Origin of the sequence: Hydrogenophaga crassostreae, from assembly GCF_001761385.1 — a bacterium.
Lineage (GTDB): Bacteria > Pseudomonadota > Gammaproteobacteria > Burkholderiales > Burkholderiaceae_C > Hydrogenophaga > Hydrogenophaga crassostreae.
The window spans coordinates 2,493,034-2,517,071 of sequence record NZ_CP017476.1 but is presented as its reverse complement, the minus strand read 5'-3'; the positions used below and the strand labels follow the sequence as shown (position 1 = coordinate 2,517,071).

29 protein-coding genes are annotated in these 24,038 nt (G+C 57.5%); 24 read left to right on the top strand and 5 right to left on the bottom strand.

Annotation, left to right across the window (positions count from 1 at the left end; all coding sequences use genetic code 11):
* Positions 1-26 precede the first annotated feature (26 nt).
* The 8 genes from LPB072_RS11630 to LPB072_RS11595 are packed head-to-tail and all read left to right on the top strand — an operon-like array spanning position 27 to position 8,952.
* Positions 27-2,996, top strand: a complete 2,970-nt coding sequence (locus tag LPB072_RS11630) for a conjugative transfer ATPase (protein ID WP_407927753.1) — start codon at positions 27-29, stop codon at positions 2,994-2,996.
* The gene (locus tag LPB072_RS11625) at positions 2,986-3,246 is read left to right on the top strand and encodes a hypothetical protein (RefSeq protein WP_066089785.1); all 261 of its coding nucleotides are present in this window, start codon (positions 2,986-2,988) and stop codon (positions 3,244-3,246) included. Before LPB072_RS11630 ends, LPB072_RS11625 begins: the two co-directional genes overlap by 11 nt.
* Positions 3,243-3,737 (top strand): DUF1525 domain-containing protein, encoded by a 495-nt coding sequence (locus LPB072_RS11620; RefSeq protein WP_066089781.1) that lies wholly within the window; start codon positions 3,243-3,245, stop codon positions 3,735-3,737. Before LPB072_RS11625 ends, LPB072_RS11620 begins: the two co-directional genes overlap by 4 nt.
* Position 3,738: 1 nt before the next feature.
* Positions 3,739-4,218, top strand: coding sequence for a DUF1525 domain-containing protein (locus LPB072_RS11615; protein ID WP_066089778.1), 480 nt, complete (start codon positions 3,739-3,741; stop codon positions 4,216-4,218).
* Positions 4,219-4,238: 20 nt separating this feature from the next.
* The gene (locus tag LPB072_RS11610) at positions 4,239-5,519 is read left to right on the top strand and encodes a TraU family protein (protein WP_197508817.1); all 1,281 of its coding nucleotides are present in this window, start codon (positions 4,239-4,241) and stop codon (positions 5,517-5,519) included.
* A gap of 14 nt (positions 5,520-5,533) precedes the next feature.
* A complete protein-coding gene (locus LPB072_RS11605; RefSeq protein ID WP_082876889.1) occupies positions 5,534-6,916 on the top strand; it encodes an integrating conjugative element protein in 1,383 nt (460 codons plus the stop codon).
* Positions 6,913-7,305 carry a hypothetical protein gene (locus tag LPB072_RS11600; protein ID WP_157559296.1) on the top strand — a complete coding sequence of 131 codons (393 nt, stop codon included), beginning with the start codon at positions 6,913-6,915 and terminating at the stop codon, positions 7,303-7,305. Before LPB072_RS11605 ends, LPB072_RS11600 begins: the two co-directional genes overlap by 4 nt.
* A 57-nt stretch (positions 7,306-7,362) precedes the next feature.
* On the top strand, positions 7,363-8,952 hold the full coding sequence (locus LPB072_RS11595; RefSeq protein WP_066089770.1) for a conjugal transfer protein TraG N-terminal domain-containing protein: 1,590 nt from the start codon (positions 7,363-7,365) through the stop codon (positions 8,950-8,952).
* A gap of 17 nt (positions 8,953-8,969) precedes the next feature.
* Here the strand turns inward: LPB072_RS11595 and LPB072_RS23445 are convergent, their stop codons facing one another.
* The 4 genes from LPB072_RS23445 to LPB072_RS11580 all read right to left on the bottom strand — a co-directional run bounded on the left by LPB072_RS23445 (position 8,970) and on the right by LPB072_RS11580 (position 10,172).
* The gene (locus LPB072_RS23445) at positions 8,970-9,188 is read right to left on the bottom strand and encodes a hypothetical protein (protein ID WP_157559295.1); all 219 of its coding nucleotides are present in this window, start codon (positions 9,186-9,188) and stop codon (positions 8,970-8,972) included.
* Between the two features lie 76 nt (positions 9,189-9,264).
* On the bottom strand, positions 9,265-9,486 hold the full coding sequence (locus LPB072_RS11590; RefSeq protein WP_066089768.1) for a hypothetical protein: 222 nt from the start codon (positions 9,484-9,486) through the stop codon (positions 9,265-9,267).
* Positions 9,487-9,492: 6 nt separating this feature from the next.
* Positions 9,493-9,918: a type II toxin-antitoxin system VapC family toxin gene (locus LPB072_RS11585; protein WP_066089765.1), complete on the bottom strand. Its 426-nt coding sequence runs from the start codon at positions 9,916-9,918 to the stop codon at positions 9,493-9,495.
* Positions 9,915-10,172: a FitA-like ribbon-helix-helix domain-containing protein gene (locus LPB072_RS11580; protein WP_066089762.1), complete on the bottom strand. Its 258-nt coding sequence runs from the start codon at positions 10,170-10,172 to the stop codon at positions 9,915-9,917. Before LPB072_RS11580 ends, LPB072_RS11585 begins: the two co-directional genes overlap by 4 nt.
* 89 nt (positions 10,173-10,261) lie before the next feature.
* On the opposite strand from LPB072_RS11580, the gene LPB072_RS11575 reads away from it, so the two are divergent.
* The 8 genes from LPB072_RS11575 to LPB072_RS11540 all read left to right on the top strand — a co-directional run bounded on the left by LPB072_RS11575 (position 10,262) and on the right by LPB072_RS11540 (position 16,358).
* Positions 10,262-11,044 (top strand): SprT-like domain-containing protein, encoded by a 783-nt coding sequence (locus tag LPB072_RS11575; protein WP_066089759.1) that lies wholly within the window; start codon positions 10,262-10,264, stop codon positions 11,042-11,044.
* A gap of 180 nt (positions 11,045-11,224) precedes the next feature.
* On the top strand, positions 11,225-11,659 hold the full coding sequence (locus tag LPB072_RS11570) for a hypothetical protein (RefSeq protein ID WP_066089754.1): 435 nt from the start codon (positions 11,225-11,227) through the stop codon (positions 11,657-11,659).
* Positions 11,660-11,835: 176 nt separating this feature from the next.
* Positions 11,836-12,156: a hypothetical protein gene (locus LPB072_RS11565; RefSeq protein WP_407927752.1), complete on the top strand. Its 321-nt coding sequence runs from the start codon at positions 11,836-11,838 to the stop codon at positions 12,154-12,156.
* A gap of 21 nt (positions 12,157-12,177) precedes the next feature.
* A complete protein-coding gene (locus LPB072_RS11560) occupies positions 12,178-12,690 on the top strand; it encodes a PH domain-containing protein (RefSeq protein WP_082876888.1) in 513 nt (170 codons plus the stop codon).
* Positions 12,691-12,727: 37 nt separating this feature from the next.
* Positions 12,728-13,483, top strand: a complete 756-nt coding sequence (locus tag LPB072_RS11555) for a DsbC family protein (RefSeq protein WP_066089748.1) — start codon at positions 12,728-12,730, stop codon at positions 13,481-13,483.
* Between the two features lie 13 nt (positions 13,484-13,496).
* Positions 13,497-14,348, top strand: a complete 852-nt coding sequence (locus LPB072_RS11550) for a hypothetical protein (protein WP_066089745.1) — start codon at positions 13,497-13,499, stop codon at positions 14,346-14,348.
* 2 nt (positions 14,349-14,350) lie between these two features.
* Entirely contained in the window at positions 14,351-15,271 is a 921-nt protein-coding gene (locus LPB072_RS11545; protein ID WP_082876887.1) for a DUF3262 family protein, read from the top strand.
* A gap of 88 nt (positions 15,272-15,359) precedes the next feature.
* Complete coding sequence (locus LPB072_RS11540) at positions 15,360-16,358, top strand: hypothetical protein (protein ID WP_066089742.1); 999 nt, start codon at positions 15,360-15,362, stop codon at positions 16,356-16,358.
* 535 nt (positions 16,359-16,893) lie between these two features.
* On the opposite strand, the gene cadR is transcribed toward LPB072_RS11540, so the two are convergent.
* Positions 16,894-17,349: a Cd(II)/Pb(II)-responsive transcriptional regulator gene (cadR, locus tag LPB072_RS11535; RefSeq protein ID WP_331000280.1), complete on the bottom strand. Its 456-nt coding sequence runs from the start codon at positions 17,347-17,349 to the stop codon at positions 16,894-16,896.
* Between the two features lie 46 nt (positions 17,350-17,395).
* On the opposite strand from cadR, the gene LPB072_RS11530 reads away from it, so the two are divergent.
* The 8 genes from LPB072_RS11530 (at position 17,396) to LPB072_RS11495 (ending at position 23,779) form a co-directional block, all read left to right on the top strand.
* Positions 17,396-18,052 carry a cation transporter gene (locus LPB072_RS11530; protein WP_066089738.1) on the top strand — a complete coding sequence of 219 codons (657 nt, stop codon included), beginning with the start codon at positions 17,396-17,398 and terminating at the stop codon, positions 18,050-18,052.
* On the top strand, positions 17,967-18,407 hold the full coding sequence (locus LPB072_RS11525) for a DUF3703 domain-containing protein (protein ID WP_082876886.1): 441 nt from the start codon (positions 17,967-17,969) through the stop codon (positions 18,405-18,407). Before LPB072_RS11530 ends, LPB072_RS11525 begins: the two co-directional genes overlap by 86 nt.
* Before the next feature lie 496 nt (positions 18,408-18,903).
* Entirely contained in the window at positions 18,904-19,428 is a 525-nt protein-coding gene (gene lspA, locus LPB072_RS11520) for a signal peptidase II (protein ID WP_066089730.1), read from the top strand.
* Positions 19,425-19,841, top strand: a complete 417-nt coding sequence (locus LPB072_RS11515; protein WP_066089727.1) for a disulfide bond formation protein B — start codon at positions 19,425-19,427, stop codon at positions 19,839-19,841. Before lspA ends, LPB072_RS11515 begins: the two co-directional genes overlap by 4 nt.
* Entirely contained in the window at positions 19,838-20,494 is a 657-nt protein-coding gene (locus LPB072_RS11510; RefSeq protein ID WP_066089724.1) for a DsbA family protein, read from the top strand. Before LPB072_RS11515 ends, LPB072_RS11510 begins: the two co-directional genes overlap by 4 nt.
* Position 20,495: 1 nt before the next feature.
* Positions 20,496-21,134 carry an SCO family protein gene (locus tag LPB072_RS11505; RefSeq protein ID WP_197508816.1) on the top strand — a complete coding sequence of 213 codons (639 nt, stop codon included), beginning with the start codon at positions 20,496-20,498 and terminating at the stop codon, positions 21,132-21,134.
* 37 nt (positions 21,135-21,171) lie between these two features.
* Positions 21,172-22,500 carry a M23 family metallopeptidase gene (locus LPB072_RS11500; RefSeq protein WP_066089721.1) on the top strand — a complete coding sequence of 443 codons (1,329 nt, stop codon included), beginning with the start codon at positions 21,172-21,174 and terminating at the stop codon, positions 22,498-22,500.
* Positions 22,403-23,779 carry a L,D-transpeptidase family protein gene (locus LPB072_RS11495; protein ID WP_082876885.1) on the top strand — a complete coding sequence of 459 codons (1,377 nt, stop codon included), beginning with the start codon at positions 22,403-22,405 and terminating at the stop codon, positions 23,777-23,779. Before LPB072_RS11500 ends, LPB072_RS11495 begins: the two co-directional genes overlap by 98 nt.
* Positions 23,780-24,038 lie beyond the last annotated feature (259 nt).

Here is a 24,038-nt window from a genome sequence, read left to right as displayed (position 1 = left end):
ACGACAGAAAACAAGGGAACACAACCATGTGGATGAACAAATTGGGCTTGGGCCTTTTGGGTGAAAAACTGGGCCTGGCCTCAGAGGGTACTGGTGGACAGACCGGAACGGGCAAGTCGGGTGGTCAGACCAAAGGTGAGCGCCAGCGCATGGCGCAGCGCCCACCCTCCTTCACCGACATGCTGCCCTACGTGGCCTACTCGCCAGAGGACAAGGTGTTTGTGCTCAAGGATGGCAGCACGCTTGGCGCGCTGTTTGAGCTGGGGCCTGTGCCCACCGAGGCTCAGTCCGCGGCCTACTTAACCGAGCGCGCCAGCAAAGTACAAGAAGCCCTGCAAGCCATTCCTGAGTCTGAAGGATCGCCCTGGATTGTCCAGTTCTACCTCTCCGACGACCGTGACATCAGCAGCCTCAACGGCTACCTGAAAGACTACATCGCCAAGCAACACGAGCGCTACCCTGAGCGGCGTGATGCCATTCTGAATTCTCCCTACACCCAGGCGGTTCTCAAGCAGTTTGAAGAGCACCTGGCGCTGGTGTCGCGCCCAGAAGGCTTGTTTGTGGACACGCTTGTCAGTGGGCAGGAGTGGCGCGGGCAACAGCGGCGCGTGCGCTGTGCCATCTACAAGCGGTTTGCTGGCCTGGACGACAACTCAGCGCCGGCGCGCGACCAGATCGAGGCCGTGGCCATCACGCTGATGGCCACCTTCACGGAAGCCGGTGTGACGGCCAAGCGTTGCACCTCCGTTGAGTTCTACGAGTGGATGCTGCCCTTCTTCAACCGCGCTGTGCCATGGGCCAGCAAGCACTCTGGGGACTTGCTGGCCCAAATGCCCTATCCGGGCGATGCATCGCCTTTGCAAGACGCCGATGGCCGCGACTGCGCCCCCATCTTTGGCTGGGACATGTCGGACATGCTCAATGTGACGCCTCCCGTCTCCGACGTGGAGGCAGGTCTGTTCGAGTTCGATGGCGTGCCGGTCAAGGCCTTGACCTTGCAAAGTCTGAGAAACCAACCCAGCGTTGGACACTTTTCCGCTGAACGCACCAGCGGTAAAGAGTCTTTTGCACGCTTTGACCGCTTGCCTGCAGGCTGCATGTTGTCCATCACTGTGACGGTGGAGTCTCAGCACAAGCTGGAGAACCACGTTATGAAAATTCGCGATGCTTCTCGGGCACGCACGCCTTCTGCAGAGGAAGCGTTCAGCGAGGCCAAGATGGTGTTGTCTCGCATGCAGCAAAACGACAAGCTGTACCCGATGTTGATGACGCTGTACGTCACAGCGCCGAATCGTGAAGCGTTGAATGCGTCGATTTCCCAGGTCAATGCCTTGTTGGTCCCCTCGGGCTTGCGCTTCATTGACCCCCGTCAGGATCTGGTGCCGCTGGATTCGTTCATGCGCGGCCTGCCCTTCAACTTTGATCCGGTGTTTGACGCCAAACACCTGCGGCGCAGCCGCCTAACCTTCGCCTCGCAGATCGCAGCCCTCTTGCCCACCTATGGCCGCTCACGCGGCACACCCAACCCTGGCATGTGGTTCTGGAACCGGGGTGGTGAGCCGATGTGGCTGGACCCACTCAACAAGGACGACCGCAAGAAAAATGCCCACATGCTGGTGTTAGGTCCGACGGGCGCGGGCAAAAGTGCGACCTTGAACTACACCGCTTTGCTTACGATGGCGGTGCACAAACCGCGCCTGGTGATCGCGGATGCCGGCCGCTCTTTTGCCTTGTTGTTGGACTACTTCAAGACCATGGGTCTGAGCACCTACAGCGTGACCCTGACCGCTGAGGCCGATGTGTCTTTGCCGCCCTTCTTTCATGCCCACCGCTTGCTGCAAGACGAAGACGTGATGTCCTCATACAGGGCCGCTGATCGGCAGGCCCGTCTCAATGCGGGCTTGCCCGAAGACAGCAGTCTGGATGCATTGCTCGGTGGGGATTCTCCATCGAGCACCCTTGACGACAAGGGCCCATCCGCCGGTGGTGCGGACATTTATGACGACGACGAAGCCACCGACAAACGCGATTTGCTCGGTGAAATGCTGATTGCCGCCGTCATGATGATCACCGGTGGCGAGGATCAGGAAGTAAAGCGCATGTCGCGTGCGGACCGCTATTTGGTCACCAACGCCATCATCCGAGCGGCGAACAAGTCCATGTCCGAAGGACGCAAGCACCCTCTGACCCACGACGTGGCCATCGAACTGATGGGCATGCACAGCGAAGGCACGCTCTCGCTTACACGCCAGGCGCGTGCGGAAGAGATGGGCCAGTCGATGATGACCTTCTGCCAAGGTCTTCGCGGCAAGCTGTTCAACCGCGAAGGCGTTGACTGGCCTGACGCAGACGTGACCCTTGTCGAAATGGGCACCTTGACCCAGGACGGTTATGGCGATGCCTTGGCTGTGGCCTACACCAGCCTGATCGACTCCGTTCAATCCCGTGGTGAACGCTTCCAAGCGGAAGACCGGCCACTGATCATGCTGACCGATGAGGGTCACTTGATCACCACCAACGAGCTGCTCGGCCCCAAGATCGCCAAGGGCACCAAGATGTGGCGAAAACTCAACATCTGGTTCTGGTTGGCCACCCAGAACTTGAAGGACTTTCCAGACTCGATGAGTCGCGTGCTTTCCATGTGCGAATACTGGATGCTGTTGACCATGGACCGCTCGGAGATCGAGGAAGTCGCCCGCTTCCGAAGCCTCACACCTGAGCAGCGCGCCATGATGGAGTCGGCCCACAAATCGCCCGGTCAGTACACCGAGGGCGTCTTGATCTCGGCCACCGATCAGATGCTGTTTCGCAACGTGCCCCCTGCCCTGCCAATTGCATTGGCCATGACCGAAGGGCACGAAAAAGCCCACCGTCGCCGTTTGATGGACCAACACGGTTGCACTGAGATGGAGGCCGCACAGATGGTGGCCCACGAACTCAACGCCAGTCGCTCCAAGAAAGCCGACAAAAAGAAGGAGGCCGCAAGTGAGCAATGAACTGGTGAGTTTTTCAGAGGTTCGCTGGAGTGAACGCTGCGTTCAGATCGCAGCGGAAGCGGCCAGAAAGTGCGAGAACTCGCACGACAGATACACCGTGCTGTTCAGTGAGCAAGTGGATCTGGAGCTTGCCACCTTGCCCGACGCGATGCGGTTCAAGGCCATCGTGCAGGCCCAACGCTGGGACTACGTCAGTGCGACCCAGCGGGCGATCGTCAAGCTTGCTCTGCCCGAGAGGAGCATCACATGAATGCCGCATCCAAGGCACCCAACCGCCGCGCCTGCTTGATCAGACTCTCTACGTTGGTGCTGGTCGCCTGTACGTCATTCGCAAGCGTTTTCGCTCAAAGCACGGATCGTTATCAGGTTATTCAAAAGGTGGAGGTTTTCACCCACATGGATGTGCCCATCCGGTCTCCGAAAACGCCTCCGTTTGAACTCAAGGTGTACCGCCTGGATGGCTTTCGGAAATCCACAGAGGCACTTGACCGATTAACTCCGAAGGGTCTGTTCTTTCCCGAGAAGAGAGATTGGCAAAAGCAATACATCGAAACCCACCCGGAGTTCAACCTCCAGTGGGTCGACGTGGCTGCTGAGTCCTTGGTGGGCATGCAGGCCTTTCGGCGTTACCAATCGCGCGGGTTCGTCCCCGTCATTGTGATCAATGGCAGTTGGGTGCTGAACGGCGAATCGGACGTAGACAAGGCCATCAAAGCCTACCGCCAACAGGAGCGCAACTGATATGCGAGCCATCCCATTTGCCTTTTTGGCCAGCCTTGGGCGCCTGGCATTGCTTCTATCCCTCTTGGCAGGGTTTTCGAATGTGTGTGCAGGAGACGTGCACCAGGATCTCTACAAGGGGGTCACCAAGGTGGAGGTGTTTGCCAACTCCACCATGGTCATCACCCCAGTCCAGGCCAATGCGTATCAGTTGGTGATCTACCGACTCGATGCGCTGAAGACTGTTGAAGCCGCCATCAATCGGAATATCCCCAAGACCGAGGCGGCCGCACGTGCTTACTTCGCTGCACACCAGGCAGAGATCAAGCGCCAGATCACACCAGCGGTCCTCAACGGAGCCAACGGCATTGCCATGGCGCGCCATTACAAGCTCGACCACATCCCCGCCATCGTGGTGGACGGCGCATCGGTGATCTATGGCGTTACCAATGTCGATCAGGCCATTGCCATGGTCCAAAAACACCGGGAGTCTCGCAAATGAGGACACGCAATGGTCGTTGGATGAGATGGCTCGCCGCTATTGCCATGACTTGGAGTGGTGGTCTTGCGTCTGCGCAAACCGACACGATGGGCGTGGTGTCGGCGACGTTGTCCGCTGCACCCAGTTGCCTGTCCTACCGAGTCACGGGTGTCTGCTTCTTTCTGCGATGCACCATGTACGGATGCACGGTTGAAACCAGCATTCGAGTCAGCCACTATATGCCCGATGTGGTGGTCAGCAGTTTCAACGATCAATACATCCATCCATGGAGGGATGTGGGTGGCGCTGTCTCGAAAATCGGAGAAAAAGTGGGTACTGCCGAGATCAGCCAACCCTTGGACGCCTCAGGCAATACCGGGGAAGCCAATCAATCCACCGCAGAGCCAACGACCAATAAGAGCGCCGATGCCATTGGCAACCCGGTCGTGCTTGCCAACAACGTCAGCACCAACCTGGTGGTACCTGGTGTGTCCGAATTGATGAGCTTTCCCTCAACGTTGCCTCAGATCATGGCCGAGTGGGCCCAAGCGCCTGCCTCATTGATCAGCAATGTGCCCGACGCTGTAGCCGGGTGGATGCGCAACCCCAGCAGCTTGATGAGTACGGTCAGCGGAGCGGGCAATCTGGTCGGCGGCATGATGCCTGACATTGGCTCAATGGGTCCAACGGCCAGCAGCACGGGCAACCAGTCCAATTTTCAGGGGCAAATCGAGCAGTTTCGGACCATGCTCGAAGGTGCAACCAGCGCAGCTGGTTCAAGCGGAGGTGGAGGCAGCAACGAGTTTCTGTGCCCAAGCTCTGCAGATGCGTTCGGCGTGTACTTCCAAAGTGACGCCGACAGCTACTTCTGGCGCAGCATCATTCCGCTGGAACTGCTCTATGTGGGCTCCTGGTTGCCGGGCTACAAAGAGGTATCGAAGTCGGGAGGCCTGACTACTTGGGGGAGCATTTATCCACGAAGCGGCGAACTGGTGCAGCAGCACCCTGTCAAGGCTTCTGCGGTGTTCGCCAAGCGCGTCTCCACCATCATCTTGAACCCCGCGCAGCCACACATCTACACCCGTCTCAAAGGCAAGAGCCCAAATTCCTATATCTGGTTCGCTCAGGTCGCTGATCCCAAGTTCTCCATGGTTTACCCCACCGCGTCAGGGTGTACCACCTTCGGAGACAACGACAGCGTCAGCCTCACGTCTTATGGCGACGGACGCACCACCGCGACCAACGGCCATGTCTGGAACCTCTGGACCCGCTACGAGTGCTGCAAACGCAAGACCGAGATTTACCTTTTTGCCGTTCCCTGAACGTGGAGACCCACATGTCGCAATCTGCTCAACCGTCCTTCAATATCGCTTTTTCAAAGTCGGCGGTCGCCGTCACGCTGGCCTTGGTCAGTCTGCTGACCACTGTGCAACCGGTTCAGGCCCAGACACGCAGCTCGGCGCTGTATTACCAATTGGGCGGCAGCTCACCTGGTGGGCTGGCCAACTACAAGTCCACGATACCGATTCAGATCGGACTTGCAGCCGACCTGCGGTTGAACTATTCCTGCGGCAAGTTTGACATTGGCCTGTCCTGGAGCACGTTGATGAACAACGTGAGCAATCTTGGGCAGACCTTCTCCAACGCGATCCGCGCCGGTGTGGCATCGCTGCCCATGTACATCTTCCAGAGGGCACAGCCAGGCCTGTATCAGCTCTTTCAGACCTATTCGGCCAAGGCCGATGCCATTATTGAAGCGTCCCTATTGACCTGCGAAGAGATGGAGAAGCAGATCAAGGCCGGTGGCAATCCATACGAGGACTGGGTCAACAATGCCAAGGGAGAAACCTGGCGTGCGAAAGCCTCGCTTCGAGGCGATGTGGTGCAAGCCAAGACCGACATCAACCAAAACGAAGAAGCCCAGCGCAATGGGGTGTCCTGGATCTTCGGCGGGGCAAAGGCCGGTGGCGTCGGCACCCAACCGTTGCGCCCGGTGCGTGACTTGTCGGTGGCAGGCTACAACGTAACGTTGAACCGGCCCACAACATCTGGGACAGGCGTCGGTGGCCCGACGGGCACGCGCTTGAGCAAAGCGTTTGCTACCCCAGACGCGCTTGCAGAGTGGACCACCAAGGTCCTGGGAGATCAGCAGATCTACATGTGCGAGGGCATTGCTAACTGCCCTGCCGCCACCTCCACGTCCACGGCTTCTGGTCTGGGGCCACGCCTGGATGCGGAGCTGGACATCATCGGCCCTGCTCTTTTGGGGCTGATTGCGGGCACAGGCAGCAACAATGCTGCGGTGTTGAATGAAATCGCAGCACCTGGGCTGGCCATCACCCCCCAACTGCTGCAAGCAATGCGCTCGATGCCACCCGACACCCAAGCACTGGCCACAGGTCGCCTCGCACATGAGCTGGCCATGCAACGTGTGATCGACAAGGCCTTGGTGGCTCGCAACGTGTTGCAAACGGGCTTGAGCCTGCCTGAGGTGACGGCCGCAGGTAATGTCTCCAAGGATATGCAGGTGAAGGTAGATCGCCTGACCCAGTACATCGAAGACCTGTTGTTCGAACACCGCGTGCGCAAAGAAGTGACGTCGAACTCGGCGCTCACCATCCTGGAGGATGCTACCCAACGGGATAGTCAAGCCGCGCGCGTGGGCAAACCAGCGCGTGCAGAGACTGCGCCTGTCGTGAACGGGCGCGTCACACCATGACAACGCCCTTGAGACCATCCGTGGCCTTGCCTGGAGCCCACCGCTGGCGCCGTTTTCTGGTAGCGGTTCTTGCCACAGTGGCTACTGTGGTCGCAATGGTTCTGGGTGTGATCGCTCTGGCCTCTAGCGGGCTGGACATCTTCAAAGTGGAGGCGGCGGTTGCCAAACTTCGCTTGTACGGAGTTCTTGTGCAGGTGCTGATCGTCGCCATGATTGGAATGCGCTGGCGTGCCCTGGTGCGCTGGGGCCAGCGGCGCAACATGGTTCAAAGCCACGAGGTGGACCGTGCGATGGCCTTTCGATCCAAGGCGATGGCGTTCTTGTGCGGCTACCTGCTGCTGATTCCTATTGGTCCACAGACGCTATTCCAGCTGCTGGGCATGGGCTGATTGACCTACTGACACCCCCCTGCAATACCAATAGATAGCACTCCTGGAGCACAACTTATGCAGCTCGACAGCTACCTGGAAATTTTTACCACGATGTATGGCTGGGCCTTCGCCAACATTTTTGGCGAAATCATCACCGGCACCGGGTTGGTGGTGATCCCCTTCATGTTGATCGTGTTCAATGCCTGGCGCGAAGCCAAGGAGCAAGGCGCAGAAAACGTTGGCGTCCTTGGTGTGATCGACCGCATCGGCACCCAGCTCATCACGGCGTTGTTCGTGTTTTCGGTGTGCTTTGCGACTTTGCCTGTCACGTCGCTGCATTCGATCAACCTGTCGTACCAGCCGAGGGCCACCGTCGCAGACCCGACACCGGTCTTGGCGACCCGTGACTCGGGAACTGGGTCCACCTTTGATACGGCCATGGTGGATGCCATCGATGGCAGCATGAGTGGTGCCGGTGGGTCGCTTTCCAATGTGCCTGCCTGGTGGTTCACAGTCATGTCCATCTCTTCCGGTGCGAACACCGCATTGCGCGCTGGTATCAACAACAGTGAAAGTGAGATCCGCGCAATCGAGGAACTGGCCAGGATCGCCACCATTGAAGATCCTGCCCTGCTGCACTCTGTGCAGCGCTTCTACAGCGAATGCTTCAAACCCGCCCAAAGCAAGTACATCAACACCCAAAGGAGCGACATTTCCGCTTCTGGCCAGGCCATCATTGCCACCACCAACACTACCTACGGTCCGACCGATACGGGTTGGATGGGAAGCCAATTGTTTCGCACCGAGCCAGGGTTCTACGCAGATATGCGCGCCGCCAATCCGGTACCAGGTTTCCCTGTGAACTTTGCGCGCGACGGCGATTACTACAACCCATCCGCCGGCGTGCCTCCGCCATACGAGGGCTACATGAACCCCGACTGGGGCCGTCCAACTTGCAAGGAATGGTGGGAAGACAGTGCTGGTGTGCGCGAGGCCATGATCGCTCAGTCTTCCAACTGGCAGGCTTTATATACGCGGGCCACCATGCTGTTTTCCACTACTGACCGGGCCAAAGATGAAGTGGCACAAGTCGCTGAGCACCTGGCCAATCCAGCATTTGTGGATACCACTCGCGCCATGGGGTTTGACGCGTCTCTACCCCAAATCGTGGGAGGTGCCATGTCCACCATCGGCGTGTTCCTGACCCAACTGTTCTCTTACGTCACGATCAATCCGCTGCTCAATGGCCTGTTGATGATGCAGGCCATCATCCTGATGGGCATATACATGTTCTTGCCTTTGATCACGTTTCTCTCTGGCTACAACCTGAAAGTCATGCTCTATGGCGCCGTGGGCATTTTTACGGTGAAGTTCTGGGCCATTCTGTGGAGTTTCACGGTCTGGATGGATGCCCACCTGGTCAACGCCATGTACCCGGGCGGTTCGTTCAAGCTCACCGACTTCATTCGTTCAGCGGGTAACGACTACAAGCTCACGCTGATGGCCATGCTCATGATGACCATGTTTATTGGCTTGCCGCTGCTATGGACCGGAATGATGGGTTGGATTGGGATCTCTATGGGTCATGGAATCACAAGTGCGCTAAAAGGGCCTGATGACGTGGCAACAAAGTCGTCAAATGCTTCGACCGGAAGGCGCAGGTGACCTTGGAAAATCACGAACTACCAAGGTCTACGGTTTGGTCCATAAGTTTCGTCCCACAGTGGATGCTCAATAGCGTCAAGATTTGGGATTCCATGCCATTCATTGCTTTCAGATGGCTCGTGAACGCGCGTATTCGCAAGAGCTGAACCAAAAACAGGCACAAATATCCCTACCACCCTCAGAACAAAGATGCCGCCGTGTTTGAGCAGCTTGAATGCAAATTTCAGAACGTCCATAGCTATTCCTTCCCTTCGAGGCTCAAGCCTCATTTTTGATTACTTTACTCTTTTCTGCCTCGGTTGAGGTCGCACTTCAAATCTCTTCCTGGTCAACAGGGAAACCACCATGCCAGGCGTCGTCAACCTTGCTCGCAGGTTGCGTGAAATCACACTGATCGAGAAGGTCCTTGAGCCGGTATTGCGGACGCGCTTCAAAATCAGCTTCTACCCGCGCACGACCCATCGAGTCGAAGTCTTGTGGCACCACAAGCTTCCCAGCCATGAAGCCAATGGTCTTCCGGATGTGTGTTTTCATTCAAAATCAGCCAATCGGCTCCCATGGGTTGATGACTTTGCACCCTGCAGCCGCAAACGGGCTGGTGTCTCTTGTTGCGACGATGAGGCCACCGGCAATGGCCGTCGCCGCGATGTAGCCGTCTTCCCTGCTTATGGCCTTGCCTTCGGATCTCGCCTTGGCCATCAAGCCTGCATAGGCATGTGAAGTGGCCAGGTCGAAGGGCAGTACGCGCTCCGCAAAGGTAGGCAGCACCACCTCCTCCAATCTGTCTTGAAAAATCCTACGCCGCTTGCTTCCCGGCATTGTTGCCAAGCCAAATCGCAGCTCCGCAACCGTGACGGCCGATAGGTAGAGCGTTTCTACGGTCTGAGCATCAATCCAGGCGAACACCTGCGGGTTCGGCTCGACCTTCCATAGCTCGGAGATTACGTTGGTGTCGAGCAGGATCATTCGATCCTCATTGGTTCAGCAGCGTTCTTGTCGCGGAGCTGGTCAAAATGCGCCGCTTCAGCTTCGGTTATGCCGCCAGCCTCGCGGGCGATGGACACCAACAATGATCCAAGCCTGATTCTCTGCGTTGGCCTGGCGGCCTCCTCCAAGATGTTTCGGATTTCAGCCTCTGTGCTTCGGCCGTGCGTAGCCGCGCGCACGCGCAAGGCCCTATGCACTGCGTCTGGCAGGTTTCGGACAGTGACGTTTGCCATGCTGGCTCCTCTAAAGGATTGATTTCAATGAGATCATTTTATGCATATTGATATCAATATGCAAATTGTAATGTGCAATACAATTCATTATGGGCAGAAAAATCACTCCAACCGCTCAAAACTACGCCGAGCTGCAAGCGGCCTATGACCACTTCAACCAAGCGTTGTATGGAGGCACGTTACCCACTTGCCTGATCACGTTGCAGAGAGAAAAGCGCACCTGTGGGTATTTCTCTTCCCAGCGCTTTGCGGATCTGGACGGCCAGACAACTGACGAGATCGCTCTGAACCCGGCCTACTTCGCGGTAGTGCCCCTGGTGGAGACGATGCAGACCCTGGTGCACGAGATGGCCCACCTGTGGCAAGCGCACTATGGTGATCCTGGTCGCGGCCGCTACCACAACGGCCAGTGGGCCGACAAGATGGAGGCCATCGGCTTGATGCCCTCCTCTACCGGCAAACCCGGTGGCCAGCGGACTGGCGACCGGATGGCCGACTACGCCATCGAGGGCGGCTCATTCCTGATGGCCTGTGCCGAATTGATCACACGAGATTTTCGGCTGAGCTGGTACGACCGCTATCCCGCACCTGAGGTGGTGGCCGCTGGCCAGGAAAGCGAGGGCATGCATTTGAGTGCTGCAGTCGGCGGTGGATCGACGCCGGCGCAAGGCATCGCCGTCGCCGCAAGTTTGGTGGTTCGACCCGTCGTGGCTACGGCCACCACCGCGAACAGATCCAACCGCCTGAAATACGCCTGCAGCTGCGGGCAGAACGTGTGGGGGAAACCAGGTCTGCGTCTGCGTTGTGAGCTGTGCGAGTCGGTCTTTGGCATCACCAATTTGACCGAGGAAGTTGATACCATCACTTTGTGATCAGCCCTCGGGCACCACGCAGCGCCTCAACTCTTGAAAGGTGCACGGTTTGACCCCCAAGGTCAGGCTCAGAGTTTCAGTCCTTTGTAAACCCGGTCGGGAAGAAAATGCTTCCCGATCTGGCCTTGCGGCTGGAGGTGGGCGTGTGTTTTCTCCTGATCTTTCTTTCTGGAGAAAACCATGTCCGACAAGTCTGCCTTCAACGTCCCTCCGCTGTCCCCTCGCCAGCCCGCTTCTACTGCCTTCTCCGTCCGTTTCCAGATCGAGCAAGAGCATTGGAAGCCCGTGCTGACCCACATCGAAGAGCCCGCTACTGCGCAGCTCATCGTTGATTTGTTTACCCAGCACCCTCACCTGCAGGCCAGCCATCCGGCTGTCTACCTACGGGCACAACGGTGTATCGCGCGTTCTGAAAAGAAAGCCGCCACGGCAAAAGCCGCTGGCAAGACCTGCAGGCTCATTGCACAGACGATCTCAAGTGCCGTGTATTTGCTGGCCACCTCCGCCCTCAAGGGAGCGACTTGGACCCATGCAAAGGTTCGCCGCCAGCCCGTTCAACATCCTGTCGCCTCGACAGAACTGAGCTGGCCAGTACTTGCGATGCCCGACGCTTGAGCCCAGGACACAGGCCCGCTAACCCGAAAAGCCAACCGTTAACGCGGTTGGCTTTTTCTTTGCCACGGCTTATCGCACCTGTCAAGCCGAAACCTGCCACTTCTCAGGCAGGTTTCGAGGTGCTCATAGGTTTCAATTCCGATAGATTCGTGTTACTTCTAGCCACGGAACGAAGCGTGAACACTTCCGAAATAATGCGATTTAATGAAGCTGCCTGGCGCGTCTTGTGTATCGCCTCTGCGAACATGGCAGTCAAACTCAGCGCGTGCTCTCACGACCTCTACAGCACGACGTTCAGCAGCGAAATCGATGCTCAGGTCTCGTACTTTCCGAAAGAGCACCGTGGGTTTGCGCTGCAAATTGCACGGGAATGGGAGTACGCATCGGCCCAAGTGCGTGCAGCGACTCAGCAGTGGAATGCGGACAACGGACTTTGCTTCCACGGAATTGAGCTCGGCTGTTGCCCTGCAGGTTGCGGTTCCGGCCTTGGCGATTGATCTGATACGACACGCACCGCCATGAACACACCTCCACCTGAAACGCACGCGGCATTAATGCAAGACAACATGGCTCACCCGAGCCGCCACGACAGCGATGAGCCGCTGGGCGAGACCAGGGAACGGCAGGAGCATTGGAGCGCCTCCGAAGGTCAGGTTGCCAACGGGCATGTCTACTTGCTGGCTATCCTGACTTGTTGGTTGGTCTTTCCCGTGTTCTACGCCTTTTACCGCTACCTGAAGACCGCCAATCACCGATACATCCTGACTGATCAGCGTTTGGTTGAAGAGACCGGCATCTTCGTGAAGAACGTCGAATCGGTGGAGCTGTATCGGGTCAAAGATTTGTCCGTCAGTGGCACCTTGGCCCAGACCGTATTCGGACGCGGGCGCGTCATCGTTCAAAGCACTGACACCACCTCCCCCACCCTGCTCATAAATGCGGTGCCTGACCCCATTGCGGTGTCGCACCTGGTGCGAGAGACCGTTGAGCGATGCCGCGCAGCACGCGGCGTTCGGGCTTTCGACTTCTGACGCACTCCATTCACATCAACGACCCACCATCACAATCATGTTCAACACACAACAGCTGTTCTCCTGGCGCGGTACTTTGCTTGCCTTGTTTGTCGCATTTTCTACCCCTACGCAGGCCAGTGCGCCTGTACCTGCAGGTAAAGACGCGCAAATTCGCGCTGGCATCGAAAGAAACACCAAAGGCAAGATCGTGGTGCGCTCGATCAGCTCTACGCCAATCAATGGCGTCTATGCCGTCGAGACACCGACGGAGGTGTTCTACATCGATGGCACCGGACGGTACGGATTTGCAGGCGCTGCGCTGATCGACATGCAAAACCAGGTTGACCTTACAGCCAGCCACCTAGAGAAGGTACAACGGATCAAATTTGACGACCTTCCCCTGACCCATGCAATCAAAGAGGTTCGTGGCTCGGGCGCTCGCAAGCTCGCAGTGTTTGAAGATCCCAACTGCCCCATTTGCAAGGTCTTCACCAAGTTTGTGGACCAACTTGACGACGTGACGGTCTACAAGTTCATGTTCCCAGTGATCGGCCCTGAATCCATCCCATTGGCACGCATCGCATGGTGCTCGCCCGACCGTGGCGTTGCATGGCGCGCCATCATGGCCGGACAGCGCCCAATGGGCGCTAGGCAGGATTGCGACACCACCGGCCTGGTTGAAATTCTCAAGACGGGTGAACGCTATAGTATTCAAAATACGCCAACTGTGATTTTGGCCAACGGCAAGCGACTGGTGGGTGCCACCCCACCGGAAGTGTTCATGACCGAGTTGGACAACGCCAGCCGCTGAGGAAAACAGAGCCATGAAAACCGACAACAAACCTTCGATTTATGGGCCAACCGCCTGGTTCGACCCGACCACCCGGGAGCCAGGTTCCGGCAAGACTGCCTCGCATACCCATCTGCTTCACGCCTTCGCAAAAAACCACCGAAGAGACCGTGAGCCTTTCGGATCAGCTGAACCTGAAACCAGTGTTTTCCAAGAAAGGGACATGACCATGACGCCAAACATCCTTGGTTGTGCAAAGCGATTTCTGGCGCTCGTTGCTGTTGGCCTTCTGGCCTTGAGCATCACCCTGCCCGCCTTTGCTCAAGTTCGTGTCACCAGCTCGGACAAGGTGATTTTTCCTGCTGGTTTGAAGTGGGAGCGAATGCGCACCGTGATCATCAACCCAGCCGTTGCGGACAATCCCTCGCCGAAGGTTGAGGTGCGAAGACATGATGTGGAGGCAGTGCAACGGATCTGGAGCGATGAAGTGGCTGCAGCAGCAGCCAAGGTAGAAGCCGCCAGTTTCAACTCGCAAATTGCCTCAACATCCTTCAAGGGAAAGCCCATAGCGTTTTCGCTGATAGACCTTCCACGGGACTTTGAGCGTTGCGAACAAGCATTGGACGGCAAGAACGTCGTTGACATTCACTCCAAGTGCTTGGCGCGCGTTGCCATTGGCGCGATGCCCAATCCGCATGTGGTCGAGTTCTCAGGCTTCTGCTACGCAGACAGCATCTGGGCGACGCCGGAGGAGATTCGCTTTCGGGCAGAGAACCAAAACCAAGTTGCGTTCGACGAAAAAAGCAACACCGCCTACTTTCGGCTGCTGCAACACGGAAAGTATGTACCGGCTTGCAATCGGATGATCAAAATCGAAGGGCTTTGATCATGAATCAAGTCATTCGCCAGTTTCGATTGATCTTCATGTGCTTGGGCCTGCTGATGCTTGCCTGGTCAAATGCAGCCCACTCGCAAACAGTCACCGCTGCACAGGTGCAGCAAGCCATTCTGTCCTCACCCAATGCCAGTGCTCAGCTTCAAGGATATGCCGGCGCGGTTGGAAACCTGGCCATGTTCGAGAGTGGTGGTCGACTCTCCGTCTACAACGGCTCGTGTTGCTATGGCGTACTGCAGATGAACAATCGGAATATCGCCAGCATCGTGCCACCTGTGACGCCAGCTCAGTTTCGCACATGGTCCTTGCAACAACAGGTCAACGCTTGGTCGACCTTCATGTCTGACGCACTGCGCACCTATTCCGCTCGCACGTTGGCAGGTATGGGTACCTTTGACGGCCGCCCGGTCACTCCCTCTATGGTCTTGGCCTGCGTGCAGCTCGGTGTGGGCAACTGCATGACCATGATCCGTTCTGGGCGCTGCAGCGCCTTCGCAGACATCAACGGCACAACGATCTGCTCAATGGCTGACCGCATTGACGGGACTACCACGGCCACCAACTCTGGGTCAATCCCAGGCACGGGCACTGGCTCACCGGCGCCGGTGTTCACCAACTTGACGCCGACGTCCGTGATCAACAACTGCATCACCGACGGATACGGCCATTGCATTTCTATCTCCGCTGCAATGGAACAGGGATTTCAAACGGGTTCAGGACGCTCAATGAGCGATGTTCGCGGCTTCATACAGTCCTTGACTGTGGGCATTACCTTCCTGGTTTGCGCTTGGCTTGCGTTGGGTCTATGGAGAGAGTTCACAACCGGGCGAATCGCCACTGCAGATCTGGTGATGGGCGGTCGAAGCGTGCTCATGATCGCTGCGGCAATCTTCGTCGTCATGACTGTCGTCTAATGGGCTCAGGGAGCAAAAAATGAGAAATGAAATCGCCGGGTACAGCGCTGCGTGCGCATTGATGTTGTCAGTAACTGGTTGCGTCACGATGACGTCACTTGAGTCCAATCCACGCGACGACGTGCGCTACAAAGTCGGCTCGGAAGTCACACGCCAAGACACCTCGGGCACCACCGATGTCTTGACCAGAGACGGGTGGAAGTCCACGGCTCTGCCTGAAGCCAAATTCCCCCGCCAAAAGGTCTGGTACATCTCGCGCCAGGAATCGGGCGTCAAGGCTTGGCGGTACGGTTTTCAAAGCGAAGATAACTACCGCTATATCGACCCACTGGCCCCCATCGTGGAAGCGGTTGGCTTCTCAGCAACCGGATGGGTGACCTATCTGGTCAAAGGCGATGGCAGCAACGACTACATCGTCAAACGCGCGAGTTTCACCAAAAACACCGACCCAGAAGTTCTTGGCCATCTGGAGGGTTATAGGCGCGAGTGGCGGTTCACTCCCGTTGAGCAACCCACTACGGCGGGCTATGGGTATCACCTGACCTCCAAGGGCCTGGTGCTCTTGCGCACACCGTCTGTCTTCACCTACTTCCCTACCAAGAACCCACGCGCCACCCTACTCCCTGAGGACTGGCAATTGGCATGGCACCAAAAGGGTGACATTGAAAACTCCCGCCTGTTGATCGTCAAAAAGCGAGCGCCCAAAGGCTTTGAGCCCGGTCGCCACCAAATTGGGTTCTTCGACCTGGACAAAAACCGCATGCTACCGACGATCTTCGAGATGACCTTCATTCCGAACAGCGAAGAGGCCCAATTCGGCAACAGGTTCTACCTCTACGACACCCCACGTGGTCCCATCACCATCACTTTGGAGGATGGCCTCAACCAGGTGGTGGTGCGCAACGTCAAGACGGGCGAAAAGCGCATCGCTTTCCACCGCGACGCTGGCATTGCACGGATCAAAGCACAGCAAGTCAACACTGGGCGCATCTCGGTTGACGCTGCTGTTGGCTTTTCTGACGAGGGGATCTATGACGCCGAAGACTACTTGTACACAGGGCGAAAAGCTCCACCTCACACCAGGTAGAAGGCATGTTTTCAAAGCTGCTCCACCCTATCCACTTCGGTATCACCGAGTGATTCATGGAAGCGAAGCCATTGGCAGTCGGGCGATACGAAACTTTAGGCAAGGTGTCGTTGCGGCGACATGTACGACTGCTTCACGCTAAGCAGCGGGAGTACCTCAGCCATTCGCCGACGACCGGTATGGCTGGTGGAGATCGGAAAACTGAAGGTCGCTTCAAGGCTGGGTCCGGACATTGGATGCTGGTTCCTGAAAGTGCGCAGCCTTTGCAACCGGACATTGGGAAAGCGGGGACTCAAGCGACCGCTCGCCCCCAAGGACCGGTCACTCGACAGATCTCAACAACACGAAAACCTTGGGATCACCGCTCACGCCAAGGATGAAAGGGTGTTCCCGACCCCATGCACCAGGCCAATAAATCTGAGGCCATGACTGAGTTGAAATGAGCGCCAGCAATTGACCGATGGCGAGTCGACTTCAATTCGGGAGCGGAAAAATGCACTATGAATCAAGGCGCGCCCGCAAACCGTTTGTTGCACTACTTGGGGTGACAGACACAGGCCTCTCCGTGTGCGGCCGACACAAGCTCATCTAGGATGCCGCAGCGCCCTTCATGGGTGCCAGCGCATTGTGCCCGCAGTTGAAGAAGTTGTTTCTCCAGCGCCCGCATGCTCTTAAGGCGCGCGCGCACTCGGCCAAGTTGCTCGTCCACCAGAAGATTTACGTCACCGCAATGCTGTTCGGGTGCATCCACAAAACCCAGCAGTCGGCTCACCTCAGCCAGCGGCATGTCCAGCGCCCGGCAATGCCGGATAAAGGACAGCCGCTCCAAGTGTGCCGCCTGATAGTCCCGATAGCCGTTGTCGCGCCGCGCGGGTTCGGGCAGCAGACCCTGTCTCTCGTAGTAGCGGATGGTTTCGATGTCTACGCCAGTAGCGCTGGACAACTCCTTTATCTGCATGGCATTGCCCCTGATGAAATAACTGGTTGACACTGTAGCGGCTCCAGGGTTTCCAATCTAGGCATTGCAAGGAAAAACCATGTCTGCCCATTGCTGTGACCACGAAACCCCGAATGCCGAGTCCATCGTCAACTTGGGTCGCTACCGCAAGATTCTCTGGATCGCACTGATCATCAATGCCGCTATGTTTTTGGTCGAAATTGGCGCAGGTTTCCAGGCCGGTTCTCTCTCACTTCTGGCCGATGCTGTGGACTTCGCGGGCGATGCGCTGAACTATGCCGTTTCGCTGGCTGTGCTGGCCTCGGCACTGGCTTGGCGTGCCCGCGCCGCGATCCTCAAGGCCGTCAGCATGATGGGCTTCGGTCTGTATGTGTTGGGGGCCGCACTGTGGTCTGTTTGGCACGGCGAAGTCCCGCAGGCGATGACGATGGGTGCGGTGGCCTTGCTGGCACTCGCAGCCAACGTAGCTGTTGCGTGGATGTTGTACGCGTTCCGCGAAGGTGACGCCAATATGCGCAGCGTCTGGTTGTGCTCGCGAAACGACGCCATTGGCAATGTGGCTGTGTTCATGGCTGCGCTCGGCGTATTTGGAACAGGCTCGGCCTGGCCGGATTTGGCAGTGGCCAGCCTGATGGCGGCGCTGGCGCTTCATGGTGGCTGGACTGTGCTGCATAAAGCGCGTGTCGAGTTGGGCGATAGCAAATCAAAAGGAAGCCATCTTGACCACGCCCATTGAACCATTGGCAGATCGCGCATTCGAGCGAGGTGCCTACGCCAATCTGATGCAATGGGCAAAGGACGCAAACACAGCAGATCGGGCTTGGCTGTATTTGGAAGCGGCACACATTGTGGGACAACTTCACTTCAAACCGCACTTGGAAACCCACCTGAAAATGATGGGCTTGTCCCTGCGCACCCGTGATTGGCCAGAGGCGGGAGGGCAGCTGCTCAGACTGGCTCTGGTGCCGATGGGTCACCTGAGCGGTCGCCTCCCTCTGGGTAATCCGGGTCGATCAAGGGTCAGTGCATTCAAACCAATGGCTGTGCGCCCCGAGCTGGCTGAGTTGATAGCGCGCGCACGCGGACACTGAAGTACCTGTCGATTAAAATCTGCCGAATGCGCGCGCTCCTCCTAATCCTCATGTTCACACTGCTGCCGCTGCAATTCTCGGCAGCGGCGGTTGCATCGTGCTGTGAGCACGTTCCTGCGACGCAGGGCGCGCAAGGCGGACACCATCAAGCCGCCCACCGGGTGGCTATGGAAGAAGCTCGCGACTCGACGTCGAGCGACATCGGCTTCGATCTCGACTGTGGTACCTGCCACGCGAATTGTGCCGCTGCTGTCATGGCGACTACAGCGTCGATGGCTGATCCCTCCGGCATTGAACGTGTCGAGCATACCGTCGAAGGCCTATTACCGCCTTCGCATGAGCGCCCCTACCGACCTCAATGGTCCACCCCGAATACTTCGGGGTAGAACGCGCTCACCTAATGCGCTGAGAGGCGCGTCCTCCCCGATCCCATAACTTTGAGTGGCCGCAGTTGCTTGCGGCACCTCATTTCGGATCGTTTTGGAAGGACTCTCTCATGAACCCTCGCTGGACCCAGCGAAATCCCAGGTTGGCATGGCTCGCGGCCGTAGCGATCATTCTGTTGTTGGATCAAACCACCAAGTCGTATTTTTCGAATGCCCTGAAACTGGGTGAACGAATTCTGGTGACCGATTGGTTCAACTTTGTCCATCTGCTGAATACGGGCGCAGCATTTTCGTTATTGGCCGACGCCGGCGGCTGGCAGCGCTGGTTCTTTATCGCTGTGTCCGTGCTGGTGGTTGGAGGAGTCTCAGTGGTGTGTCTTGCACAACAGGCCGAGCCCCTGGACCGCTGGATGGGTGCCTTTGTCGTCGGGGGTGGTGGTGGCAATCTGGTGGATCGGATTCAGACTGGCGCCGTGGTGGACTTCCTTGACATCCACTGGCGCGACATCCATTGGCCCGCTTTCAATCTGGCAGATATCTTCATCGTTTGCGCAGCGCTGACCTGGTGCCTTGCTTCATTGAAAGCACCACCGCGCCCTCCGAAGCACAAGAACCCAAAGGATTTGTCGTCATGAAACGAGGCTGGATTTGGCTCATGGCCGCGTGGGGGATCGCCTTGGGCGCCACGCTGGGCGCTCTCTTTATCGGGGAGGTCATGGGTATGACACCTTGCCTGCTCTGCTGGTACCAACGCATTTTCATGTTCCCGCTGGCGCTCATTTTGGGAATGGCGGCCTTCGCCGACGACCGGCGTGGTGCCATATATGCACTGCCAATGGCCCTGTGTGGCACTGCGGTGGCCGGTTACCACACTGCCTTGGTAGCAGGCTGGGTACCGAAGTGGTGGGTACCTTGCGGCGCCGGTCCTTCGTGCAGCCAGCAGAGTCTTGAAATCTTAGGAGGCATCCAGATTCCCTGGTTGTCACTGTTGGCCTTTGCCACGATCGCCATCTTGCTTTTTATCTATCTGAGAAAGACCCGTTTATGAATGCCAAAAAAGTCACCGTCATTGGCCTGGTGGCCATCGTTGCCCTGTTCTTCTATCTGGGCATGAATGCCTACAAGTCGCGTGTGCAATCCGCTCAGGACGTGCAGGTCAAGGCCGAGCAGACCCGCTTGGTTCGAATGCACTCGCCGGTCTTCGGTCCGCAAAGTGCGCCGGTGACCATCGTCGAATTTTTTGATCCTGCTTGCGAGACGTGCCGTGCGTTCTATCCCATCGTCAAGAGCCTGATGGCCCAGTATCCCAATGACGTGCGGCTGGTGATTCGATATGCGCCGTTCCACCAGGGTTCTGACCAGGTGGTCAAGTTGCTTGAATCTGCCAAAAACCAAGGGAAATACCAACCGGTTCTTGAGGCCGTGCTGGCAGCGCAGCCCTCTTGGGCTGCCCACGGTCAGCCCAATATCGAGATCGCTTTTCAGGTGGCCGAGCAGGCCGGGCTCGACCTCACGAAGGCTCGTCAGGACATCGAGAAGCCCGGCATGCAAGCGTTGCTGCAGCAAGATATTGAAGACCTCACCGCGCTGCAAGTCACCAAGACGCCCACCTTCTTTGTCAACGGCCGCAGCCTGCCTAGTTTCGGACCCGATCAGCTGGCCGCATTGGTCAACGAGGAAGTGGTCAAAGCCAGGAAGTGACATGCCCAAGCGCTCTTCATCCTACTCAGAAAGTCCATCCACCGACCGCCGTCGTTTGGTGCAATTGGTTCTCGCGGGTATGGCGGGTATGCCCGTGTTGATGGCTTGCACGCCTGAAGTCAAACCATTCAAGAGCACCGATGTGACCGGCGCATCCTTTGGTCAAAGTCTCCAGATCAAGGATCACAACGGCAACCTCAGGACGATCGAGGACTTCAAGGGCAAGATCGTGATCGTATTCTTCGGATTCGCGCAATGTCCGGATGTCTGCCCCACATCGATGGCCACCATGGCAGAGGTCAAGCGTTTGCTTGGCGCCCAGGGAGACCGACTGCAAGTGCTCTTCATCACGGTTGACCCTGAGCGAGATACGCAGGCGCTGCTCAAAGAATACATGGCGAATTTTGACCCGAGCTTCATTGCGCTTCGGCCGGAGCCCGACGAACTCGATGCCGTCGCATCCAGTTTCAAGGTTTACCAGAAGAAGGTCCCCGGTTCGACCCCGACTACCTACACGGTGGACCACTCGGCAGGCAAGTACATCTTCGACTCTGAAAGTCGAGTTCGCCTGTTTTCCGCGTATGGAACCGATGCGGCCACGATCGCATCAGACATCCAGATTCTTTTATCCGCGGCCTGAGGCGCAACAAGCCTTGTAAAGCCCCAACCGTCTTGCCATGAAATTCACCCAACATTCCCTTTTTACACAGTTGTTCCGAAGTCCCCGGCGCCCTGTGCTCGCTGCTTTGGGCGTTTTGATGCTCGGAACAGGTGTCGTGGCCTTTGGCGTCTCGCCCAACACGCCCGACGCTGCTCAGTCGCCGGTTCGACAGGTGAAAGATCTTTTCTCCCCTTCGATTGTGGTGCCTGACCTGGTTCCGTCAACCACTGAGTTTCTCTTGCACCAATCACAACTCACGCGTCGAGGCGACACATTGCAGGCGCTGCTCAAACGGTTGGGTGTTGAGGATCAAGAAGCGCAGACCTTTCTTGCCAACGACGCCACATCGCGTCTGATGTTCGCCGGATCGCATGGCAAGCTGGCGTCCGTCTCCCGAACCGCTGAGGGGCGCTTGGAGAGGTTGTCCGTGAGCTGGGGGGACGCCGTTGAACGGCGCGTCAGCCGGTTGGTGGTCGACCGACAAGCTGGTGGATACAACGCCCGGCTGGAACAGCCTGTTCCTCGGCGCTTGGTGCAGTTCGGTTCGCTCACGGTTCGATCCTCGTTCTACGCGGCCACAGACGAGGCTGGCATTCCGGATGAGATTGCCAGCCAAACGGTGGAGGCCTTTTCCGGGGACCTCGACTTCCGGCGCGATCTGCAGAAAGGAGCGCGCGTTGGTCTCGTCTATGAAGCGTTCGAGCTGGATGGCGAAACTCTGTTCACAGGACAGTTGCTGGGCGCCGAAATCAAAAGCGGCGGGGATACGCACCAGGCCATGTGGTTTCAGACGCCTGGTAAAGCGGGCGAATTCGTCAGCCTCGATGGCTCGAGTCAACAGCGCACCTATCTGGCTTCGCCTTTGGTGTTTTCCAGAGTCACCAGTTCCTACGGGCCTCGTATCCACCCCGTGTACGGCGGCCAGAAAGCCCACAAGGGCACAGACTACGGCGCTCCGGCTGGAACACCGATTCGGACCGTTGCGGACGGCGTGGTGACCTTTTCGGGTCGTCAAGGCGGGTACGGCAATTACGTCGTGATCAAGCACCCGGACAAGAACGCCACTGCCTACGCGCACCTGGGTCGTATTGCCGTGCGCATGGGGCAACGCGTGAAGCAAGGGGAGACCATTGGAACGGTGGGCTCAACCGGTACTGCGACGGGACCAAACCTGCACTTTGAATACCTCGTCAGGGGCGTTCGGACCAATCCGTCGCGGATCACCAGCAATTCATCGACCTCGACAAATGCGCTCGCCAATGTGCCTGAGTTCAAAGACGAGGCAAAAGCCATTCGGGAACAACTCGCCTTGGCCAACTCCGTCGTCCTGGCCAGCGCACAATGACAATCAGGCATTGACTCTCATGACTGGAACTTTCGAACTGCCCATCTCTCGTCGAAACCTGCTCTCCCAAACGGCTGTTGCCGCAGCTTCCCTGGTTCTGCCACTTGGGAAGGCCGTTGGCCAGACCAGGAGCGGCATCTTGAACGCGGGCACCGTGCTTTCCGGCTCCGTATCATCGTCGCCGGAGGCGCGCTTAATCGAGGTGTATCGCGCGATTGGTGCAGGGGATAAGCAGGCCCTGACCATGGCCGGAGCGCTGGTGAGAGACGTCCCAGGTTTTCAGTTGGGCCAACTTGTCTACGGGGACCTTCTGGTCGCCCAGAGTGGGTCGCTGACCAATCTGGCGACCATAAAGGATGGTCCTCCAGCTGTTCGAGCACAACTGCAAAACCTGCGCACCGAGGCCAACAGGCGATTGAGCGCACTCAGGGAAATGCCGTCACCCGGTGCCGTGCCAGAACAGGTGATTGAGCTGGCACGCAACGTTCAGCATGTCGTTGTGGTGGATGCAAGTCATTCAAGAGTCTTTGTGTTCGAACAACAGTCCGGCAGCTTGCGATTGATACGCAGCTTCTACGCATCTATCGGTCAGGCGGGTTTCGGCAAACAGGTGGAAGGTGATCTCCGAACGCCACTGGGCGTTTATCACATCACCAGCCGATTGGAAGACAAGCAGGTCGATGAGCTCTACGGGATTGGTGCACTTCCGTTGAACTACCCCAACGAGTACGACCGGCGCTTGGGGCGCACCGGCAGTGGGATCTGGTTGCATGGCGTGCCGCGCGAAACCTACTCACGCAGCCCCTTTGCCACCGAGGGGTGCGTCGCCCTGGCCAACGACGACATGGCCTACTTGATGAGCGTGCTGCAAACCCGACGCACACCCGTCGTGATTGCTGACGAAGTGAACTGGGTTCGACCCGCCGAACTGGCTGCTGAGCGGCGCAGCTTCCTGGCCTTGTGCACCCAATGGCAGACGGCCTACGCCCGCGGTGACAAACAAGTGTTGCAAGCGCTGCAAACGGCGGACTTCAATGCGCGTGACAGCAGTTCGTTTCACAATGTGTCATCCAAAGTCGACGCTAGGCGCACCATCCCTGAGCCCGACCCACAGGCCCAATGGCGCAATGTTTCGGTGTTCCGCTGGTCGCGTCAAGCTGAGGTGGCGATCGTCAACTACACCGCTACCTCACCAAGGCAATCCCGAAGTGTCGATCGTCGCCAATATTGGGTTCAAGAGCAAAGGCGCTGGCAACTGTTCTTCGACGGACCGGTCTGAGGACATTTGAGCAGCGATCGGGATTGCTCCTTTGCCATGCGAAGCTCTGAATTCAGACGCACCCTGCGTTTGTGCGGCTTTTTCCCTTCAAGGCCGAGTTGTCAATTTCGGCTCAACTTGGAAGTGGAGGAGTGCCGTGGGCGTGCCAGCGTATCAAGATACGATTGGCACGGTAGTGAAGTGGTGCACATTGGGCTGCAAGCACCTTCTGGAGTATTCGATGAACAGGTTATGAACCAGGTTCATTTTCCCGTGCATT